Here is a 15,314-nt window from a genome sequence, read left to right as displayed (position 1 = left end):
GCGGGTTCCCGGCTGAATACGTAGAGGCGAGCTTGGCACGCGATCATCGCAGACGGCGAGACGCATCGGCGCGAAAAGCTGTCCGTTTTCGCCGCGTGGTTTCCTTGCGCTCAGTCGAACGAGCCGACGAACGAGTCCGACGCGTAGTTCACGAACTGGGTGTAGTGGCCAAGGAAGGTCAGCTTGCAGGTATCGGTGGGGCCATTGCGCTGCTTGCCGATGATGATCTCGGCGATGCCCTTGTCGGGCGATTCCTTGTTGTAGTACTCGTCGCGGTAGATGAACATGATCACGTCGGCGTCCTGCTCGATCGCGCCGGACTCGCGCAGGTCGGACATCATCGGGCGCTTGTCGGCGCGCTGCTCCAGCGACCGGTTCAGCTGCGACAGGGCGATCACCGGCACGTTCAGTTCCTTGGCCAACCCCTTCAGCGAACGCGAGATTTCCGATATTTCGGTGGCGCGGTTCTCCTTGTTGCCGGGCACCTGCATCAGCTGCAGGTAGTCGATCACGATCAGGCCCAGCCCGCCATGCTCGCGGTGCAGCCGGCGCGCGCGCGAACGCAGTTCCACCGGCGACAGGCTGGGCGTGTCGTCGATGAAGATCTTCGCCTCGGACAACAGCGCGATGGCGTTGGAGACACGCGGCCAATCCTCTTCTTCGAGAGTGCCGTTGCGCAGGTGCTGCTGGTGGATGCGGCCGACCGAGGAGATCAGGCGGAACGCCAGCTGCGAGGAGGACATTTCCATCGAGAACACCACCACCGCCTTCTTGCCGCCCAGCGCGGCGGCCTCGGCGATGTTCAGCGCGAAGGCGGTCTTGCCCATCGAGGGGCGCGCCGCGACGATGATCAGGTCCGATGGCTGCAAGCCGGAGGTGAGCTTGTCCAGGTCGGTGAAACCGGTGCTCACGCCGGTGAGCTGGCCGCGGTTCTCGTAGCGCTCGGTGAGCAGGCGGAACGCGTCCTTCACCGCCTCGCGCATCGAGACCGAATCCTTCTTGCCGCGTGCGCCGGATTCGGCGATATGGAACACGCGCTGCTCGGCGCTTTCCAGCACCTCGTGCACGCTCTTGCCCTCGGGCCGGTAGCCGTCCTCGGTGATCGAGGTGCCGGCATCGATCAGCTGGCGCAGCACCGATTTCTCGCGCACGATCTCCGCGTAGGCGGCGATGTTGGCCGCGCTGGGCGTGCTGTTGGCCAGCTCGATCAGGTAGCCGGCGCCGCCGACCATCTCGGCCAGGCCGTTGCTCTCGAACCAGTCGCCCAGGGTCACCGCGTCGCACGGCATGCCCTTGTTCGCCAGCTCGTTGATCGCGCGCCAGATCAGCCGGTGGTCCTTGCGGTAGAAATCGTCCTCACCGAGGCGGTCGGCCACCTTGTCCAGCGCGTCCGGCGCCAGCATCAGGCCGCCCAGCACCGCCTGCTCGGCATCGATGGAATGCGGCGGCACCCGCAGCGCCTCGATGGCGGGCGACGAGGGTTTGCGTTCGGGCACGAAGGACATCGACTTACCTCTGGGAATGGCCCCACGAGCGGCGCGCCATGCGCCGACAGGTCGCGGGTAACCCCACGGACACCATGATGCGCGGCGGCGTCTCAACTTTCGATACAACAACCCTGTGGATATGTTGGGGACGGCTGGGGATAAATGCGGGATTCGGGATTCGGACAAGCGACTCCCGCGCAAACCTGCGGCATCCGCTTTCAACGAATCCCCAATCCCCAATCCCGAATCTCGGCCCTCCAAAAACAAACAGGCGCCTCGCGGCGCCCGTTGGTCCCATCGCGCGGATGGCGTACGGCTTACTTGTCGCCGACCACGATCACCTTGACCGTGGTCTGCACGTCGGCGTGCAGGTTCACCACCACGTCGTACTCGCCGACGTTGCGCAGCGGGCCTTCGCCCAGGATCACTTCGTTCTTGTGGACTTCGTGGCCGGCGGCGGCCAGCGCCTCGGCGATGTCACGCGGGCCGACCGAGCCGAACAGCTTGCCTTCGGCGCTGGAGTGCGCGGCGATGGTCACCGCGACCTCGGCCAGCCTGGCCTTGCGCGACTCGGCATTGGCCAGCATGGTGTTGGCCTTCGCCTCGTATTCGGCGCGACGCTGCTCGAACGCGGCCAGGTTGGCGGCATTGACGCGCACGGCCTTGCCCTGCGGCAGCAGGTAGTTGCGGCCGTAGCCCGGCTTCACCACGACCTTGTCGCCGAGGTTGCCCAGGTTGCGGACTTTCTGCAGAAGAATGAGTTCCATGATGCTTTCCTGTTCGTTAGCGCCGGTGTGGCCCGACGCAGCCAGAGGACGGTTGTCCGAAGGGCGGAGATTCGGGAGACGGGATTCGGAAAGGCGCGATGCGGCGAGTCGCCGCTTCTACCGAATTCCGAATCCCCAATCCCGAATCCCGGACGTCATCAGACGTCGTGGTTGTCGGTGTACGGCAGCAGCGAGAGGAAGCGCGCGCGCTTGATCGCGGTGGCCAGCTGACGCTGGTAGCGGGCCTTGGTACCGGTGATGCGGCTCGGCACGATCTTGCCGTTCTCGGTGACGTACTGGCGCAGGGTGTTGAGATCCTTGTAGTCGATCTCCTTCACGTTTTCGGCGGTAAAGCGGCAGAACTTGCGGCGGCGGAAAAACTTGGACATGGGTGTGCTCCTGATCAGTCGTCGCTGTCGCGATCGTTTTCGCGGTCACGGCCGCGGCCCTCGCCGTCACCCTCGTCGTCGCGGCGACGGGTGGACTTGGCGTCGTCCTTTTCCTTCGACTTCAGGATGAAGGACGGCTCGGTGTCGGCCTCGTCGCGACGGATCACCAGGTGGCGCAACACGGCGTCGTTGAAGCGGAAACCCGACTCCAGCTCGTTCAGCGCATGCTGGCTCACTTCGATGTTGAGCAGCACGTAGTGCGCCTTGGCCAGGTTGACGATCGGGTAGGCCAGCTGGCGGCGGCCCCAGTCTTCCAGGCGGTGGATCTTGCCGCCATCGGTCTCGATCAGCGCCTTGTAGCGCTCGAGCATCGCGGGGACCTGCTCGCTCTGGTCCGGATGGACCATGAACACGACTTCGTAATGACGCAGGGTCATCGTGGTTTGACTCCTTGTGGATGCGGCCAAAAGCGGCCTTGCAGCCTCCCGCCGGTGCGGTGAGGCAAGTGTCCTGCCGGCGCCGGTTGGGACGCGGACAGAAGCGGAATTCTACGTGGAACGCGGAATGCGGCGCAAGTGGCTGAATCTGAAGAGGGCTCCATGGATGCCTCCCTTCCGGCTCATGCGTCCACGGAGGATCGCACGGGACTTGAAAGGTACGGCCTCGGATGACCGCTTTTTGACCTTCGCGCTCAGGGATGAGCACACAAGGACCACCCCGTTCAACCCACCGTGAAACTCTCGCCGCAGCCGCATTCGCCGGTGGCGTTGGGGTTGTGGAACACGAAGCTGGCGTTGAGGCCCTGCCGCTGGAAGTCGATCACCGTGCCGTCCACCAGCGCCAGGCTCTTGTTGTCGACGATCAACGGCAGCCCGTCCACCTCGACCAGCCGGTCGCTCGCGCCGACCACGTCGGCCAGGTCCACCACGTAGGCGAAGCCGGAGCAGCCGCTGCGCCGGACGCCGAAGCGCACGCCGGCCGCCGTCGGCGTACCGGCCAGGAAGTGACGCATGCGTTCGTTGGCGGCGGGAGTGATGGTGATGCTCATGACGATGGATCGACCTCGGCAGATGGCCCGGAAAGTCGCAGCGCGGGCGACAGCTACATTATCATGCCGGCTTGGCCTTGCGGCTTCGCCGCGCGCGCCGTTCATCATCATTGCGTGCCGGCAGGCGGCGCACCAGCAGGAGTTTCAAGCGATGGCCGTGGTCAGTGTGAAGCAGGCTCTTTCCGGCAAGCTCGATGCCGGCAGCACGGTGACGGTGCGCGGCTGGGTGCGCACCCGCCGCGACTCCAAGGCTGGCCTCTCCTTCGTCAACGTCACCGACGGCTCCTGCTTCGACCCGATCCAGGCGGTGGTGCCGGCCACCCTGGCCAACTACGAGTCCGAGGTGAAGCACCTCACCGCCGGCGCCGGCGTGATCGTCTCCGGCACCCTGGTGCCGTCGCAGGGCAAGGGCCAGGCGTTCGAGCTGCAGGCCGACAGCGTGCAGGTCACCGGCTTCGTCGACGACCCGGAAACCTACCCGATCCAACCCAAGCAGCACACCATGGAATTCCTGCGCGAGGTGGCCCACCTGCGCCCGCGCACCAACCTGTTCGGCGCGGTGACCCGCGTGCGCCACACCATGATGACGGCGATCCACCGCCACCTCACCGAACAGGGCTTCTTCTGGATCAACACGCCGATCATCACCACCTCCGACGCCGAGGGCGCCGGCGACATGTTCCGCCTGTCCACGCTGGACCTGGCCAACCTGCCGCGGCTGCCCGACGGCAAGATCGACTTCCGCAAGGATTTCTTCGGCCGCGAGGCGTTCCTCACCGTATCCGGCCAGCTCAACGTCGAGGCGTACGCGCTGGCGATGAGCAAGGTCTACACCTTCGGCCCCACCTTCCGTGCCGAGAACTCCAACACGCCGCGCCACCTGGCCGAGTTCTGGATGGTCGAGCCGGAGATCGCCTTCGCCGACCTAGCTGCCGATGCGGATTGCGCCGAGGCGTTCCTCAAGGCGATCTTCAAGGCCGTGCTGGAGGAGCGCCCGGACGACATGGCGTTCTTCGCCGAACGCGTGCAGAGCGATGCCATCACCCGGATGGAGGCGTTCATCGCCAAGCCGTTCGAGCGCATCGACTACACCGACGCCATCGCGATCCTGCAGAAGTCGGGCCAGAAGTTCGAATATCCCGTGGCCTGGGGCATCGACCTGCAGACCGAACACGAGCGCTACCTCGCCGAGAAACATATCGGCCGCCCGGTGGTCGTCATGAACTACCCCGAGGCGATCAAGGCGTTCTACATGCGTCTGAACGATGACGAGAAGACCGTCGCGGCGATGGACGTGCTGGCTCCGGGCATCGGCGAGATCATCGGCGGCAGCCAGCGCGAGGAGCGGCTGGACTACCTCGACCGCCGCATGGTCCAGTTCGGCCTCGACCCCGCGGCCTATGGCTGGTACCGCGACCTGCGCCGTTACGGCACGGTGCCGCATGCCGGCTTCGGCCTCGGCTTCGAGCGCCTGCTGGTCTACATCTGCGGGCTGTCCAACATCCGCGATGCCATCCCCTACCCCCGAGCCGCCGGGACCGCCGAATTCTGAGTACACCCTTGCCCATGCCGATCCGACTCCCCGCCGCCGCACTGGCCCTCGCCGTCCTGCTGGGCGGCTGCCACAACGCCAAGGTCCTGCTGCCGCCGAACCTGCGCCCGCCGTCGGAAAACACCGGCGATGCACTGAAGCTGGCCCAGCTGCAGCTGCTGCAGGCCAGCCCGTGCTGCAGCAACTTCGCCGACTTCTCCTATCGCAGCATGCTGCCGTGGCAGCCGCAGAAGTTCGTGCTGGGCAGCGGCAGCATGGTGGCGAACCTCAACGGCACGCAGAGCTACTTCCTCGCCTTCCGCCTGCCCACCGAGGCGAAATTGCCGTACCGGGTCGCCATGAAGGCGGAATTGAACGGGCGCTGGCTGCATGCCAGCTACCTGTTCGCGCCGACCGTGGTGCTGCTGGACGAGGGGTTCCAGCCGATCCGCGCCGAGGACATCGGGCTGTGCGAGCACATGGGCTGGAGCGACGAGACCAGCGGCGCCTTCGGCAGCCTGAACATCGACAGCGCCAAGGCACGCTACCTGCTGGTCTACAGTTCCGCCGAGCAGCAGTCGGGCAAGACCTACTGGGAACAGTCGCCGGCGTCGTTCTCCAGCTCCAGCGCCGCCTCGTTGCAGATGAATTCCACCGGCAGCTTCAGCATCCCGCACGGGCCTGACGGCACCCTGTGGGTCGGCATGATGAACAAGATCTACGAGAAGGCGCTCGACAACGCGATCTGCAAGAAGGCCGCGAAGGGGGAAGGCGTGCTCAACACCCTGCGCACCGCGTTGCCGCTGCCCTGGAGCAACGGCAGCGGCGGCAAGAACGGCCATAGTCCTTCGCCATGATCGCCCTCTATCTCGCCCTGCTGGCGAGCGGCGTCGGCCTGTTCGTGTTGTCGTACGTGGCGCCGTTCCGTGCTGCCGCGCTGCTGCGCACGCGCTACCCGCAACACTGGCAGGTCATCGCCACGGCCGCGCAGGGCCGGTTCTCCGGGTTCCGTGTCTGGGCCAACATGCAGCAGGTACTGCGCTCGCCGGCCCTGCCGGCGCTGGGCGACGCCACGATCAACCGCTGGCGCCTGGTGTGGCGCTACAGCCAATGGCTGGGCTGGTTGTGCTGGCTCGCCGCGCTGACCATGCGGCTGTGGGTGCACTGAAAGGAGCCGACGGACATGCAACTGGATCTGGGTGGACGTCACGCGCTGGTCTGCGGCGCCTCGCAAGGCATTGGTCGCGCCAGCGCGATCGAGCTGGCCGAACTCGGCGCCAGCGTCACCCTGCTGGCGCGCTCGGGCGATCGGCTCAAGGCCGCCGCCGAGAGCCTGCCGCAGACACGCACCGGGCAGCGGCACGACTGGTGCGGCGTCGACATGCTGGACACGGCCGGCCTGCAAGCCACCGCCACCGACCTTGCTGCCCGCACCCCGGTGCACATCCTGATCAACAACAGCGGCGGCCCTCCGGGCGGCCCGGCATACAGCGCGGACCTGGCCGCCTTCGAGACCGCGTTCCGCCAGCATCTGCTGGCCGGCCAGGTGCTGCTGCAGGCGCTGCTGCCCGGCATGCGCGCGAGCGGCTACGGCCGCATCGTCAACGTGATCTCCACCTCGGTGAAGGAACCGATCGCCGGGCTGGGCGTGTCCAACACCGTGCGCGCCGCCGTCGCCGGCTGGGCCAAGACCCTGTCCGCCGAACTGGCCGCCGACGGCATCACCGTCAACAACGTGCTGCCCGGCTACATCCGCACCCAGCGTCTGGACAGCCTGCTCGCCGCGCAGGCCGCGGCCAGCGGATGCGACGAGGACACCATCGCCCAGAGCATGCTGGCCTCGGTGCCGGCCCGCCGTTTCGGTGAAGCCGGCGAAGTGGCCGCGGTGATCGCCTTCCTGTGCACGCCCGCCGCCGCCTACGTCAATGGCGTCAGCATCGCGGTGGACGGTGGCCGCACCCGCGCGTTGAGCTGAGCGGGCGTCTGCTGCCGACCCGCTTCCCGCTCGCGCATACGCCAGCGTCCGGTGCAATTGCGGCACGCTGGTCCTAAGCTTGTCGCGATGTCCACCCCGCGCCTAGCCAATCTGATCGATGGTCGCCCGCAAGCGCCCCGCGTCGATGCCTGGCTCGACGTGCACGAGCCGGCGACCGGCCAGGTCTTCATGCAATGCCCCGATTCGACGGCGGCGGATGTCGCTGCCGCGGTGGATGCCGCCCGCCGCGCCGCGCCGGGATGGGCCGGCACGCCGATCGAGCAGCGCGCGCAATACCTGAACCGGCTGGCCGACCTGGTCGAGGCGCGGCTGCAGGAATTCGCCGCACTGGAATCGCGCGACAGCGGCAAGCCGCTGGAGCTCGCGCGCCGGCTCGACATCCCGCGCGCGGTCAGCAACCTGCGTTATTTCGCCGCCGCGATCGTCGGCTGGGGCAGCGAATCGCACGCGATGGAGGCCGGCTCCGGCGGCATCGGCGCGATCAACTACACCTTGCGCCAGCCGCTCGGCGTGGTCGGCTGCATCAGCCCGTGGAACCTGCCGCTGTACCTGTTCACCTGGAAGATCGCCCCCGCGCTGGCTGCCGGCAACACGGTGGTGGCCAAGCCGTCGGAAGTAACGCCCTGCACTGCCGCGCTGCTCGGCGAGCTGAGCATCGAGGCCGGCTTTCCGCCCGGCGTGCTGAACATCGTGCAGGGCCGCGGGCCTGCTGTGGGCCAGGCGATCGTCGAGCACCCCGAGGTCAAGGCGGTCTCCTTCACCGGCAGCACTGCCACCGGCGCGCGGATCGCCGCCATCGCGGCGACGCAGTTCAAGAAGGTGTCGCTGGAGATGGGCGGCAAGAACCCGGCGATCGTGTTCGCCGACGCCGAGCTGTCCGACGCCAACCTCGACACCATCGTGCGCTCGGGTTTCGCCAACCAGGGCGAGATCTGCCTGTGCGGCTCGCGTCTGCTGGTACAGCGCTCGATCTACGGGGCGTTCCGCGAACGCTACCTGGCGCGCGTGCAGGCGCTGCGTGTGGGCGACCCGGATGACGCCGCCAGCGACCTCGGCGCGATGGTCTCGCAAGCGCACCACGACAAGGTGCTCGGCTGCATCGAGCAGGCCCGTGCCGAAGGCGGCCGCGTACTCTGCGGCGGCGGCGCACTCACCCTGCCCGGCCGCTGTGCCGGCGGCTGGTTCATCGCGCCGACGGTGATCGACGGCCTGCCCTCGGCGGCCCCGACCAACCAGCAGGAAATCTTCGGCCCGGTGGTCAGCCTGATTCCGTTCGAGGACGAAGCCGAGGCGCTGGCGATCGCCAACGACAGCCGCTACGGGCTGGCCGCCTCGCTGTGGACGCAGGACCTCGCGCGCGCCCACCGGCTCGCCGCCCGGCTCGAATTCGGCATCGTCTGGATCAACTGCTGGCTGCTGCGCGACCTGCGCACGCCGTTCGGCGGAGTCAAGCAATCCGGGCTCGGCCGCGAGGGCGGCAATGAAGCGCTGCACTTTTTCACCGAACCGAAGAACATCTGCCTTGCCTACGAGGCGACCCCGCCGCAGCGCTAGAACACACAGGCGCGAACCCATGGAGCCCTGATGAATTCACTGAAAGACCTGCTTGCCAACAACCGCCGCTGGGCCGCCCAGGTCACCGCGCAGGATCCGACCTTTTTCGAGCAGCTCTCGCAGCAGCAGGCGCCGCGCTACCTGTGGATCGGCTGCTCGGACTCGCGCGTGCCGGCCACCCAGATCGTCGACCTGCCGCCGGGCGAGATCTTCGTGCACCGCAACGTCGCCAACGTGGTGGTGCACACCGACCTCAACGCGCTCAGCACCATCCAGTTCGCGGTCGACGTGCTGCACGTGAAACACATCCTGGTGGTCGGCCACTACGGTTGCGGCGGCGTCGGCGCGGTGCTGAAGGAAAGCCGTCTGGGCCTGATCGACAACTGGCTCAGGCACATCACCGACATCGCCATGAAGCACGCCGACAAACTCGATCCGGCACAGTCGTTCGCGATACGTCATGCCCGCCTGTGCGAACTGAACGCGCTGGAACAGGCGCTTAATGTGTGCCACACCACGGTGGTGCGCGAGGCGTGGGAGCGCGGCCAGCAGCTGGCAGTGCACGCATGGATCTACGGGCTGGACGATGGCCACATCCACGACCTGGGCCTGGACGTACGCAGCCGCGAGCAATTGCCCGAGGCCTACCACCAGGCGATGACCCAGCTCACCCGTCGCTGGGAAGGCGCAGCGTGAGCAGCGGCAGCATCCGCGCCGACACTGCCCCCGCGCCGGTCGGCGCCTATCCGCACGCACGGCGCGTCGGCAACCTGCTGTTCCTCTCCGGCGTCGGCCCGCGCCAGCCTGGCAGCAACGCGATCCCCGGCAACGTGCACGACGCGGATGGTCGGCTGACCGACTACGACATCGAGGCGCAGTGCCGGCAGGTGTTCGCCAACGTGCGCGCCGTGCTGGAGGCCAGCGGCGCATGCTGGGAGGACCTGCTCGACGTCACTGTGTTCCTCACCGACATGCAGCGCGACTTCGCCGCCTACAACCGCCTCTACGCGGAACACTTCGCCGGTGTCGATGCCTGCCGCACCACGGTGGGCATCGCCGCGCTGCCCACGCCGATCGCGATCGAGCTGAAGTGCATCGCCGCCTTGCCGGTGTCGTCGCACTGAACCCCGCGAACGGCGCGCGAACCGGCCACGCATGAAAAACCCCGCCGGACGGTGCCGGCGGGGTTCCGATCCACTACGACGGCATCAACCCGCCGTCGATGCCGGCGCCGGCTCGGCACCGGCGGCCGCCTGGTGGCTCTTGTGATGACGGGACTTGTGGTGCGACTTGTGGTGCGTGGCCGTTTTCGGCGCGGTGTTCTCAGTCGTGGCCGGAGCAGGAGTGGCCGGCTCTGTTTGCGCCGCCGGAGTGGTCGCTTGCGGGGCCGGGGTCGCCTGGGCGAACACGGAACCGGAAAGCACAACACCTGCCACGACTAGGGCAGCGGTCAGAAGTTTACGCATCATGATGTCGAGCCTCGGACGTTGGAGGAATCGCGGACCCGGCCGGAACCCGGCACCTCGGGCGGCGCGACGAAACCGACGATGCGACGACCATGGCGTACGAGCGCTGAATGAGCGCCGCGATTGCCCGCGCAACGGGCACGCGGCGGCTTGACTTTCACCGCAGCCGATCGTGGCCGCAATTACTTGCGCTCAAGCCAGGCAGAGCTGCAGCAGGCGGCCGATCAGCTCCTGCACCGCCGGCGCTTTCGCCTCGTCGTAGGCGAAGCTCTGCTCGTCCATGTAATTGAGCTGGGCCAGCTCCAGCTGCACCGCCTGCACGCCGTTCGCCGGCGTGCCGTAGTGGCGCGTGATGTAGCCGCCCTTGAAGCGGCCGTTGACGGCAAAATCGAAGCGCGACTGCGACGTCAGGCAAGACTGCAGCCGGGCCTGCAGCGCGGGAGTGCAACTCGCTCCCCCCGCCGTGCCGAGATTGAAATCCGGCAGTCGCCCGTCGAACAGCATGGGTACCCGGCTGCGGATCGAATGCCCCTCCCACAGCACCACCCGGCCATGCTCGGCGCGCAGCCGCGCAAGTTCCTGCGCAATCGCCTGGTGGTAGGGTCGCCAGCCGTCATTCACGCGCCGTTGAATTTCGGCGTCATCGGGCTCCTCGCCTTCCAGATACAACGGTTCACCATCGAAACCGAGCAGCGGAATCAGGCCGGTCTCGCGCTGGCCTGGATACAGCGCGTGGCCATCGGCGGGGCGATTCAGGTCGACCACGTAGCGCGATGCCACCGGTTTCAGCACGCTGGCGCCAAGCGCCTGCGCCAGCGGCTCGTACAGCCGGCCGACATGCCAGTCGGTGTCCGGGGCGCGCCGGGCCGCCGGACGCATCCGCACCGCGATATCGCCGGGGACGAAACTGCCATCGTGCGGCAGGCTGATCAGCAGCGGCGCATGGCCGCGCTGCAGAGTGAAGGCGGTAGTCATCGCGGCATTGTACTCAGTCCCCCGCCGCGTCCCTGCGCCTGGCCGGGACGCGCTTGCCTGCGGAAGCATACGCAGGCACGCTAGCTCCGAATCGTCCACGGGGGTCGAAGATGCCGGCCAGGGTACTGCTCCGATGGATTCCCGTCGCGCTCTGCCTGAGCGCGTCACTGATCCCACCGGCGCGGGCGCAGAGCTTCAGCCCTGCGGCGGTCGAGATGTTCCACGGGCTGAGGCAGCAACCCAACGACCTGGCCCGTTACGTTTACCTGATCAAGACGGCGCAGGAACTTTCCGCCGCCGACCGGCCGCTCGCGATGCAGATGCTCGCCTCGGTCGAGAACGAAGTAAGTATCCCCCGGCAAAGCCGGGGGCTTTAGTTGTGTGAGCCGCTCAAAGCGGCTTGGGCGGGGTCGCTAACGCGGCCCCTCTGATCGGGCCACCCTACGGTGGCCTGCCTATCGAAGCAGTTGCAACTGCTCCAATCGTCGATCCTCTTCCTCCTGATTGCGAATGTACGCCCGGATCACTTGCTCATCCCGACCCACCGTCGAGACGAAGTAGCCCCTCGCCCAGAAGCTCTGCCCTACAAAATTTCGCTTGCGCTCTGCATACACTCGCGCCAAGTGGATAGCACTCTTCCCTTTGATGTAACCCACCACCTCCGACACCGCATACTTCGGCGGAATACTCAGCATCATATGCACATGATCGGACATCAGGTGTCCCTCTTCGACCCGACTCTCCTTCTGCTCCGCCAACCGGCGGAACACCTCTCCCAGATACTTTCGAAGCTCGACGTACAACGTGCGACGTCGACACTTCGGGATGAACACCACGTGGTACAGGCATTCCCATGGCGTGTGGTTTAAGCTCTTGTACTCGTCCATCGGCGGACTCTCCTCTCGTGTGCTTGGCGGCTCACGAGTTGGAGTTTCCCCGATGGACTCCTGTAAACGTCAAACTTCTACTGCCTCCCCGGCAGAGCCGGGGGGACTCCCTCGTTGGTCTAGGCCTCTACAACGAGGCATTGCGCGACTTCCCGCTGAAGAGCCACGTGGCGGCGGACACCGCCATCCCCACGGCGGCACGGTGGAAGGCCGCCGATGCCGCCGACGTCATCGTCAGGCAGGCCGCCGACCGCCGCATCGTCCTGATCAACGAGGCGCACCATGACGCCCACACCCGGCAGCTCACGCTGGCCCTGCTGCCTCGCCTGCGCGCACTCGGCTTCGACCATTTCGCGGCCGAGGCGTTGCTCGACAAGGACGCCAGCCTGATGGGCCGCGGCTATCCGACCGCGGACAGCGGCAGCGACTACCTGCACGAACCCTCGTATGGCGAAATCGTGCGCACGGCGATCAGACTGGGCTTCAAGGTCGTGTCCTACGACGTGGACAGCCGCAGCACGCAGGAGCGCGAGACCGGGCAGGCCAACAACCTGTACCGGAAAGTGTTCGCCAGGAGCCCCGATGCCAGACTGTTCGTCCATGCCGGCTACGCACACATCGACAAGGCCAAGGGGCGCCTGGGCAGCACCGCACCGATGGCCATGCAGCTGCAACAGCTGACTGGCATCGAACCGCTGTCGATCGATCAGACCCAGTTCCGCGAGCAGATTCCCAGCGAAGCGGACCCCTACACGGCACTGGTCGGGAACTTCCCTTCCAAGGGCCCCCTCGTGCTGCTCGACCGCAGCACCGGCAAGCCATGGAGCGCACATCCGGAGCAATACGACATCAACGTGCTGCTGCCACCCGCCGCCGGCCAGCGCGCCGTCGAGAGCGGTTACACCCAGCCTTCGACGATCGTGCACGACATGGTCCGCAACCAGCCCATGCTGGCGCACTTCGTCAACACGCAACGACCGGAGTGGCTCACTTTGCACGACGAACGCCACCCGTACACCATCAGCACCACCCTGTGCCGGGTCACCACGCCCTGTGTCGTCGACGCGCACTACGTCGATGAAGGCAACGACGCCATCGCTGCCGACCGCTACGCCTTCATGCAGGGCGACACGACAAGCAAGCTGTATCTACGACCTGGCCGTTATCGACTGCGCGCCTGGGATACTCGCGGCAGGACCCTGGCTGAGCAGGTCATCACGGTCAACGAGCGCTAGGCCATCGGAAAGCCGCTGGCGTTGCCTGGCGTGGCATCGTGGAACCCCGGTCCGGACCCGCATAACGCATTGCAGGTGGAAAGCTCATGCATCCTGCCGCCACATGGGTCCTGCTGACGCTTGCCATGGCTTGCAGCGGTGCTCACGCCGCGCAAAAGGGAGCGCCATCGAACCTGTTCGATGAGCTGCAGCCGTTGACCGGCGAACTGGCCCGGTACGAATACCTCATCGCGGCAACGCCGCAGTTGACCGGCAACGACCAGTTGCTCGCCCAGCAGATGCTGGCCTTCAGCGAAAACGAACTGGGGCTCTACAGCGAGGCGGTTCGCGATTTCCCGCTGCGCAACGAACTGCCAAAAGGATTGACCGCCCCGCAAGCCGATCGCTGGCAGGCGGTGGACGCGGTCGATGCCATCGACACGCTGGCCGGCAACCGGCACCTGGTGATGGTGAACGAGGCCCCACGTCCCGGCCCTACCGATTGCGCAGCGTGGTGCCGATGGGCGGACCTTGAACGAGCGCGCCATCGTGGTCGCGAGGCCCTGACGCGACCCACCCTGCGGCGGCCAGCGATGCGGCAATGGGCTGCTGTTTCAACCTGGCCGTCAGCAGCGGCCCTGGTTAAGGGTTTCCCTTCAAACAGACATTGAATCAATTGATTTGCATGTGATTTGTCGAATTGATAACCTCGCTGCGTCGCACCCCGAGGTCGTCTGATGCAGCAGAACCCCTCCGTTCCCGAAACGGCCGTGTTGCCGACGCATCGAGCCATGCGGCATGCACTGCTGCTAGCGGCCGTGTTGTTGCTGGCCGCGTGCGCCAGTGGTCCGCAACGGCGACCACCCGGCTCGGGAACATCGCACTCCGCACTGGCCGGCCTGCCGCCGCGCGTGCCTTCGGCCGCCAGCGCCGGCGAGGCGAACGACATCCTGTTCCGCGCGATCGGCCTGGTCGGCACACCGTACCGCTGGGGCGGCAACACGCCCGCCGGCGGCTTCGACTGCAGCGGACTGGTCGACTACATCTACCGCACCGCCGCCAACATCCAGCTGCCGCGCACCTCGCACGAGATGGCCACGATGGATGCCCGCAAGGTGCGCCAGATGACCCAGCTGGCCAGTGGCGACCTGGTGTTCTTCGACATCGGCGGCGCGATCAGCCATGTCGGCGTGTACGTCGGCAAGGGCCGCTTCGTGCACGCGCCGAACAGCGGCGGCACGGTGCGGCTGGACGACATCGACGGGCCGTATTGGGGCGGGCATTTTGCCTATGGGAAGCGGGTGCTGGATTGAGGGTTCCGGCGGGTGAACTATCGGGATCAAGGTTAGCCTGGCGATCCTCTTCCCTGAAAAGCGGCATGGCAGTGGGGGGTTTGAGGTGATCTTGTGCTTTCCCTCTCCAACTCTCCCCCGGAGGGGGAGAGGGCAAACGAATAACGGCGCCCGACGGCGCCGTTATTGCTCAGGCTTTATTGAGGCGGGTGCTCTGCACTGTCCGGCGCATGGGCGTGGCCGTGGGCGAGCTCTTCCTCGGTGGCGTCGCGCACTTCGCCGAGGGCCACGTCGAAATGCAGGGTCTTGCCCGCCATCGGGTGGTTCAGGTCCACGTCGATCGCGCTCATGCCTACCTTGTGCACAGTCACCGCGCGCTGGCCGCCCTGCTTCAGCTGCAGCACGGTGGTCATGCCCGGCTTGAGCCGGTTGGCCTGCGGGAAGTACTTCTTCGACATGCGCTGGATCTGGCCTTCCTGGCGCTCGCCGTAAGCGTCGACCGGCGCCACGTCCACACTCAGCGTCTCGCCGGCCTCGTGGCCATCCAGTGCGGTTTCCAGGCCCGCGATCAACTGGCCGTGACCAAGCAGGATCCACAGCTGCTCATCGCGGTCGTGCGAGCTCTCAACCTTTTCACCGTCCACCGTCAGTGTGTAGTGGATCGCGATGACCTTGTCCTTGCCAGCCTTCATTGCCTGTCTCGTCGAT

General features: G+C 66.5%; 19 protein-coding genes. 11 read left to right on the top strand and 8 right to left on the bottom strand.

Going from position 1 to position 15,314, the window contains the following annotated elements:
• Window positions 1-110: 110 nt before the first annotated feature.
• The 5 genes from LRK53_RS07415 to LRK53_RS07395 all read right to left on the bottom strand — a co-directional run bounded on the left by LRK53_RS07415 (window position 111) and on the right by LRK53_RS07395 (window position 3,691).
• Window positions 111-1,505, bottom strand: a complete 1,395-nt coding sequence (locus LRK53_RS07415; RefSeq protein ID WP_027492788.1) for a replicative DNA helicase — start codon at window positions 1,503-1,505, stop codon at window positions 111-113.
• Window positions 1,506-1,804: 299 nt separating this feature from the next.
• The gene (rplI, locus tag LRK53_RS07410) at window positions 1,805-2,254 is read right to left on the bottom strand and encodes a 50S ribosomal protein L9 (protein WP_027492789.1); all 450 of its coding nucleotides are present in this window, start codon (window positions 2,252-2,254) and stop codon (window positions 1,805-1,807) included.
• 158 nt (window positions 2,255-2,412) lie between these two features.
• On the bottom strand, window positions 2,413-2,643 hold the full coding sequence (gene rpsR / locus LRK53_RS07405) for a 30S ribosomal protein S18 (protein ID WP_008434437.1): 231 nt from the start codon (window positions 2,641-2,643) through the stop codon (window positions 2,413-2,415).
• A gap of 14 nt (window positions 2,644-2,657) precedes the next feature.
• Window positions 2,658-3,080 (bottom strand): 30S ribosomal protein S6, encoded by a 423-nt coding sequence (gene rpsF, locus LRK53_RS07400; protein ID WP_027492790.1) that lies wholly within the window; start codon window positions 3,078-3,080, stop codon window positions 2,658-2,660.
• 284 nt (window positions 3,081-3,364) lie between these two features.
• Window positions 3,365-3,691, bottom strand: a complete 327-nt coding sequence (locus LRK53_RS07395) for a HesB/IscA family protein (RefSeq protein ID WP_027492791.1) — start codon at window positions 3,689-3,691, stop codon at window positions 3,365-3,367.
• A gap of 151 nt (window positions 3,692-3,842) precedes the next feature.
• Here LRK53_RS07395 and asnS point away from each other — a divergent pair, with 151 nt between their 5' ends.
• The 7 genes from asnS (at window position 3,843) to LRK53_RS07360 (ending at window position 9,896) form a co-directional block, all read left to right on the top strand.
• Window positions 3,843-5,243 carry an asparagine--tRNA ligase gene (gene asnS, locus LRK53_RS07390; RefSeq protein ID WP_027492792.1) on the top strand — a complete coding sequence of 467 codons (1,401 nt, stop codon included), beginning with the start codon at window positions 3,843-3,845 and terminating at the stop codon, window positions 5,241-5,243.
• A gap of 14 nt (window positions 5,244-5,257) precedes the next feature.
• A complete protein-coding gene (locus LRK53_RS07385; RefSeq protein WP_027492793.1) occupies window positions 5,258-6,079 on the top strand; it encodes a MalM family protein in 822 nt (273 codons plus the stop codon).
• Window positions 6,076-6,390 (top strand): hypothetical protein, encoded by a 315-nt coding sequence (locus LRK53_RS07380; RefSeq protein ID WP_027492794.1) that lies wholly within the window; start codon window positions 6,076-6,078, stop codon window positions 6,388-6,390. Before LRK53_RS07385 ends, LRK53_RS07380 begins: the two co-directional genes overlap by 4 nt.
• 15 nt (window positions 6,391-6,405) lie before the next feature.
• On the top strand, window positions 6,406-7,197 hold the full coding sequence (locus LRK53_RS07375) for an SDR family oxidoreductase (RefSeq protein ID WP_027492795.1): 792 nt from the start codon (window positions 6,406-6,408) through the stop codon (window positions 7,195-7,197).
• Window positions 7,198-7,284: 87 nt separating this feature from the next.
• Complete coding sequence (locus tag LRK53_RS07370; protein ID WP_027492796.1) at window positions 7,285-8,772, top strand: aldehyde dehydrogenase; 1,488 nt, start codon at window positions 7,285-7,287, stop codon at window positions 8,770-8,772.
• A gap of 30 nt (window positions 8,773-8,802) precedes the next feature.
• Window positions 8,803-9,468, top strand: a complete 666-nt coding sequence (gene can, locus LRK53_RS07365) for a carbonate dehydratase (protein WP_027492797.1) — start codon at window positions 8,803-8,805, stop codon at window positions 9,466-9,468.
• Window positions 9,465-9,896, top strand: coding sequence for a RidA family protein (locus LRK53_RS07360; protein WP_027492798.1), 432 nt, complete (start codon window positions 9,465-9,467; stop codon window positions 9,894-9,896). The genes can and LRK53_RS07360 overlap by 4 nt, the downstream gene beginning before the upstream one ends.
• Before the next feature lie 534 nt (window positions 9,897-10,430).
• Here LRK53_RS07360 and hutG read toward each other — a convergent pair.
• Window positions 10,431-11,213, bottom strand: coding sequence for an N-formylglutamate deformylase (gene hutG, locus LRK53_RS07355; RefSeq protein WP_027492799.1), 783 nt, complete (start codon window positions 11,211-11,213; stop codon window positions 10,431-10,433).
• A 110-nt stretch (window positions 11,214-11,323) separates the two neighbouring features.
• Between hutG and LRK53_RS07350 the strand changes: the two genes are divergently transcribed.
• A complete protein-coding gene (locus LRK53_RS07350) occupies window positions 11,324-11,590 on the top strand; it encodes a hypothetical protein (protein ID WP_027492800.1) in 267 nt (88 codons plus the stop codon).
• A gap of 78 nt (window positions 11,591-11,668) precedes the next feature.
• On the opposite strand, the gene tnpA is transcribed toward LRK53_RS07350, so the two are convergent.
• Entirely contained in the window at window positions 11,669-12,100 is a 432-nt protein-coding gene (gene tnpA, locus LRK53_RS07345; RefSeq protein WP_235642595.1) for an IS200/IS605 family transposase, read from the bottom strand.
• 140 nt (window positions 12,101-12,240) lie between these two features.
• Here tnpA and LRK53_RS07340 point away from each other — a divergent pair, with 140 nt between their 5' ends.
• The 3 genes from LRK53_RS07340 (at window position 12,241) to LRK53_RS07330 (ending at window position 14,627) form a co-directional block, all read left to right on the top strand.
• Window positions 12,241-13,335, top strand: coding sequence for a hypothetical protein (locus tag LRK53_RS07340; RefSeq protein WP_235642594.1), 1,095 nt, complete (start codon window positions 12,241-12,243; stop codon window positions 13,333-13,335).
• 86 nt (window positions 13,336-13,421) lie between these two features.
• Complete coding sequence (locus LRK53_RS07335; RefSeq protein WP_027493496.1) at window positions 13,422-13,985, top strand: hypothetical protein; 564 nt, start codon at window positions 13,422-13,424, stop codon at window positions 13,983-13,985.
• Window positions 13,986-14,105: 120 nt separating this feature from the next.
• A complete protein-coding gene (locus LRK53_RS07330) occupies window positions 14,106-14,627 on the top strand; it encodes a C40 family peptidase (RefSeq protein WP_037090169.1) in 522 nt (173 codons plus the stop codon).
• Window positions 14,628-14,803: 176 nt separating this feature from the next.
• On the opposite strand, the gene LRK53_RS07325 is transcribed toward LRK53_RS07330, so the two are convergent.
• A complete protein-coding gene (locus tag LRK53_RS07325) occupies window positions 14,804-15,298 on the bottom strand; it encodes an FKBP-type peptidyl-prolyl cis-trans isomerase (protein WP_027493498.1) in 495 nt (164 codons plus the stop codon).
• Window positions 15,299-15,314: the final 16 nt, after the last annotated feature.

Source organism: Rhodanobacter thiooxydans (assembly GCF_021545845.1).
GTDB lineage: Bacteria > Pseudomonadota > Gammaproteobacteria > Xanthomonadales > Rhodanobacteraceae > Rhodanobacter.
Note: the sequence above shows the minus strand (reverse complement) of the source record. Positions and strands in the feature narration are given on the sequence as shown.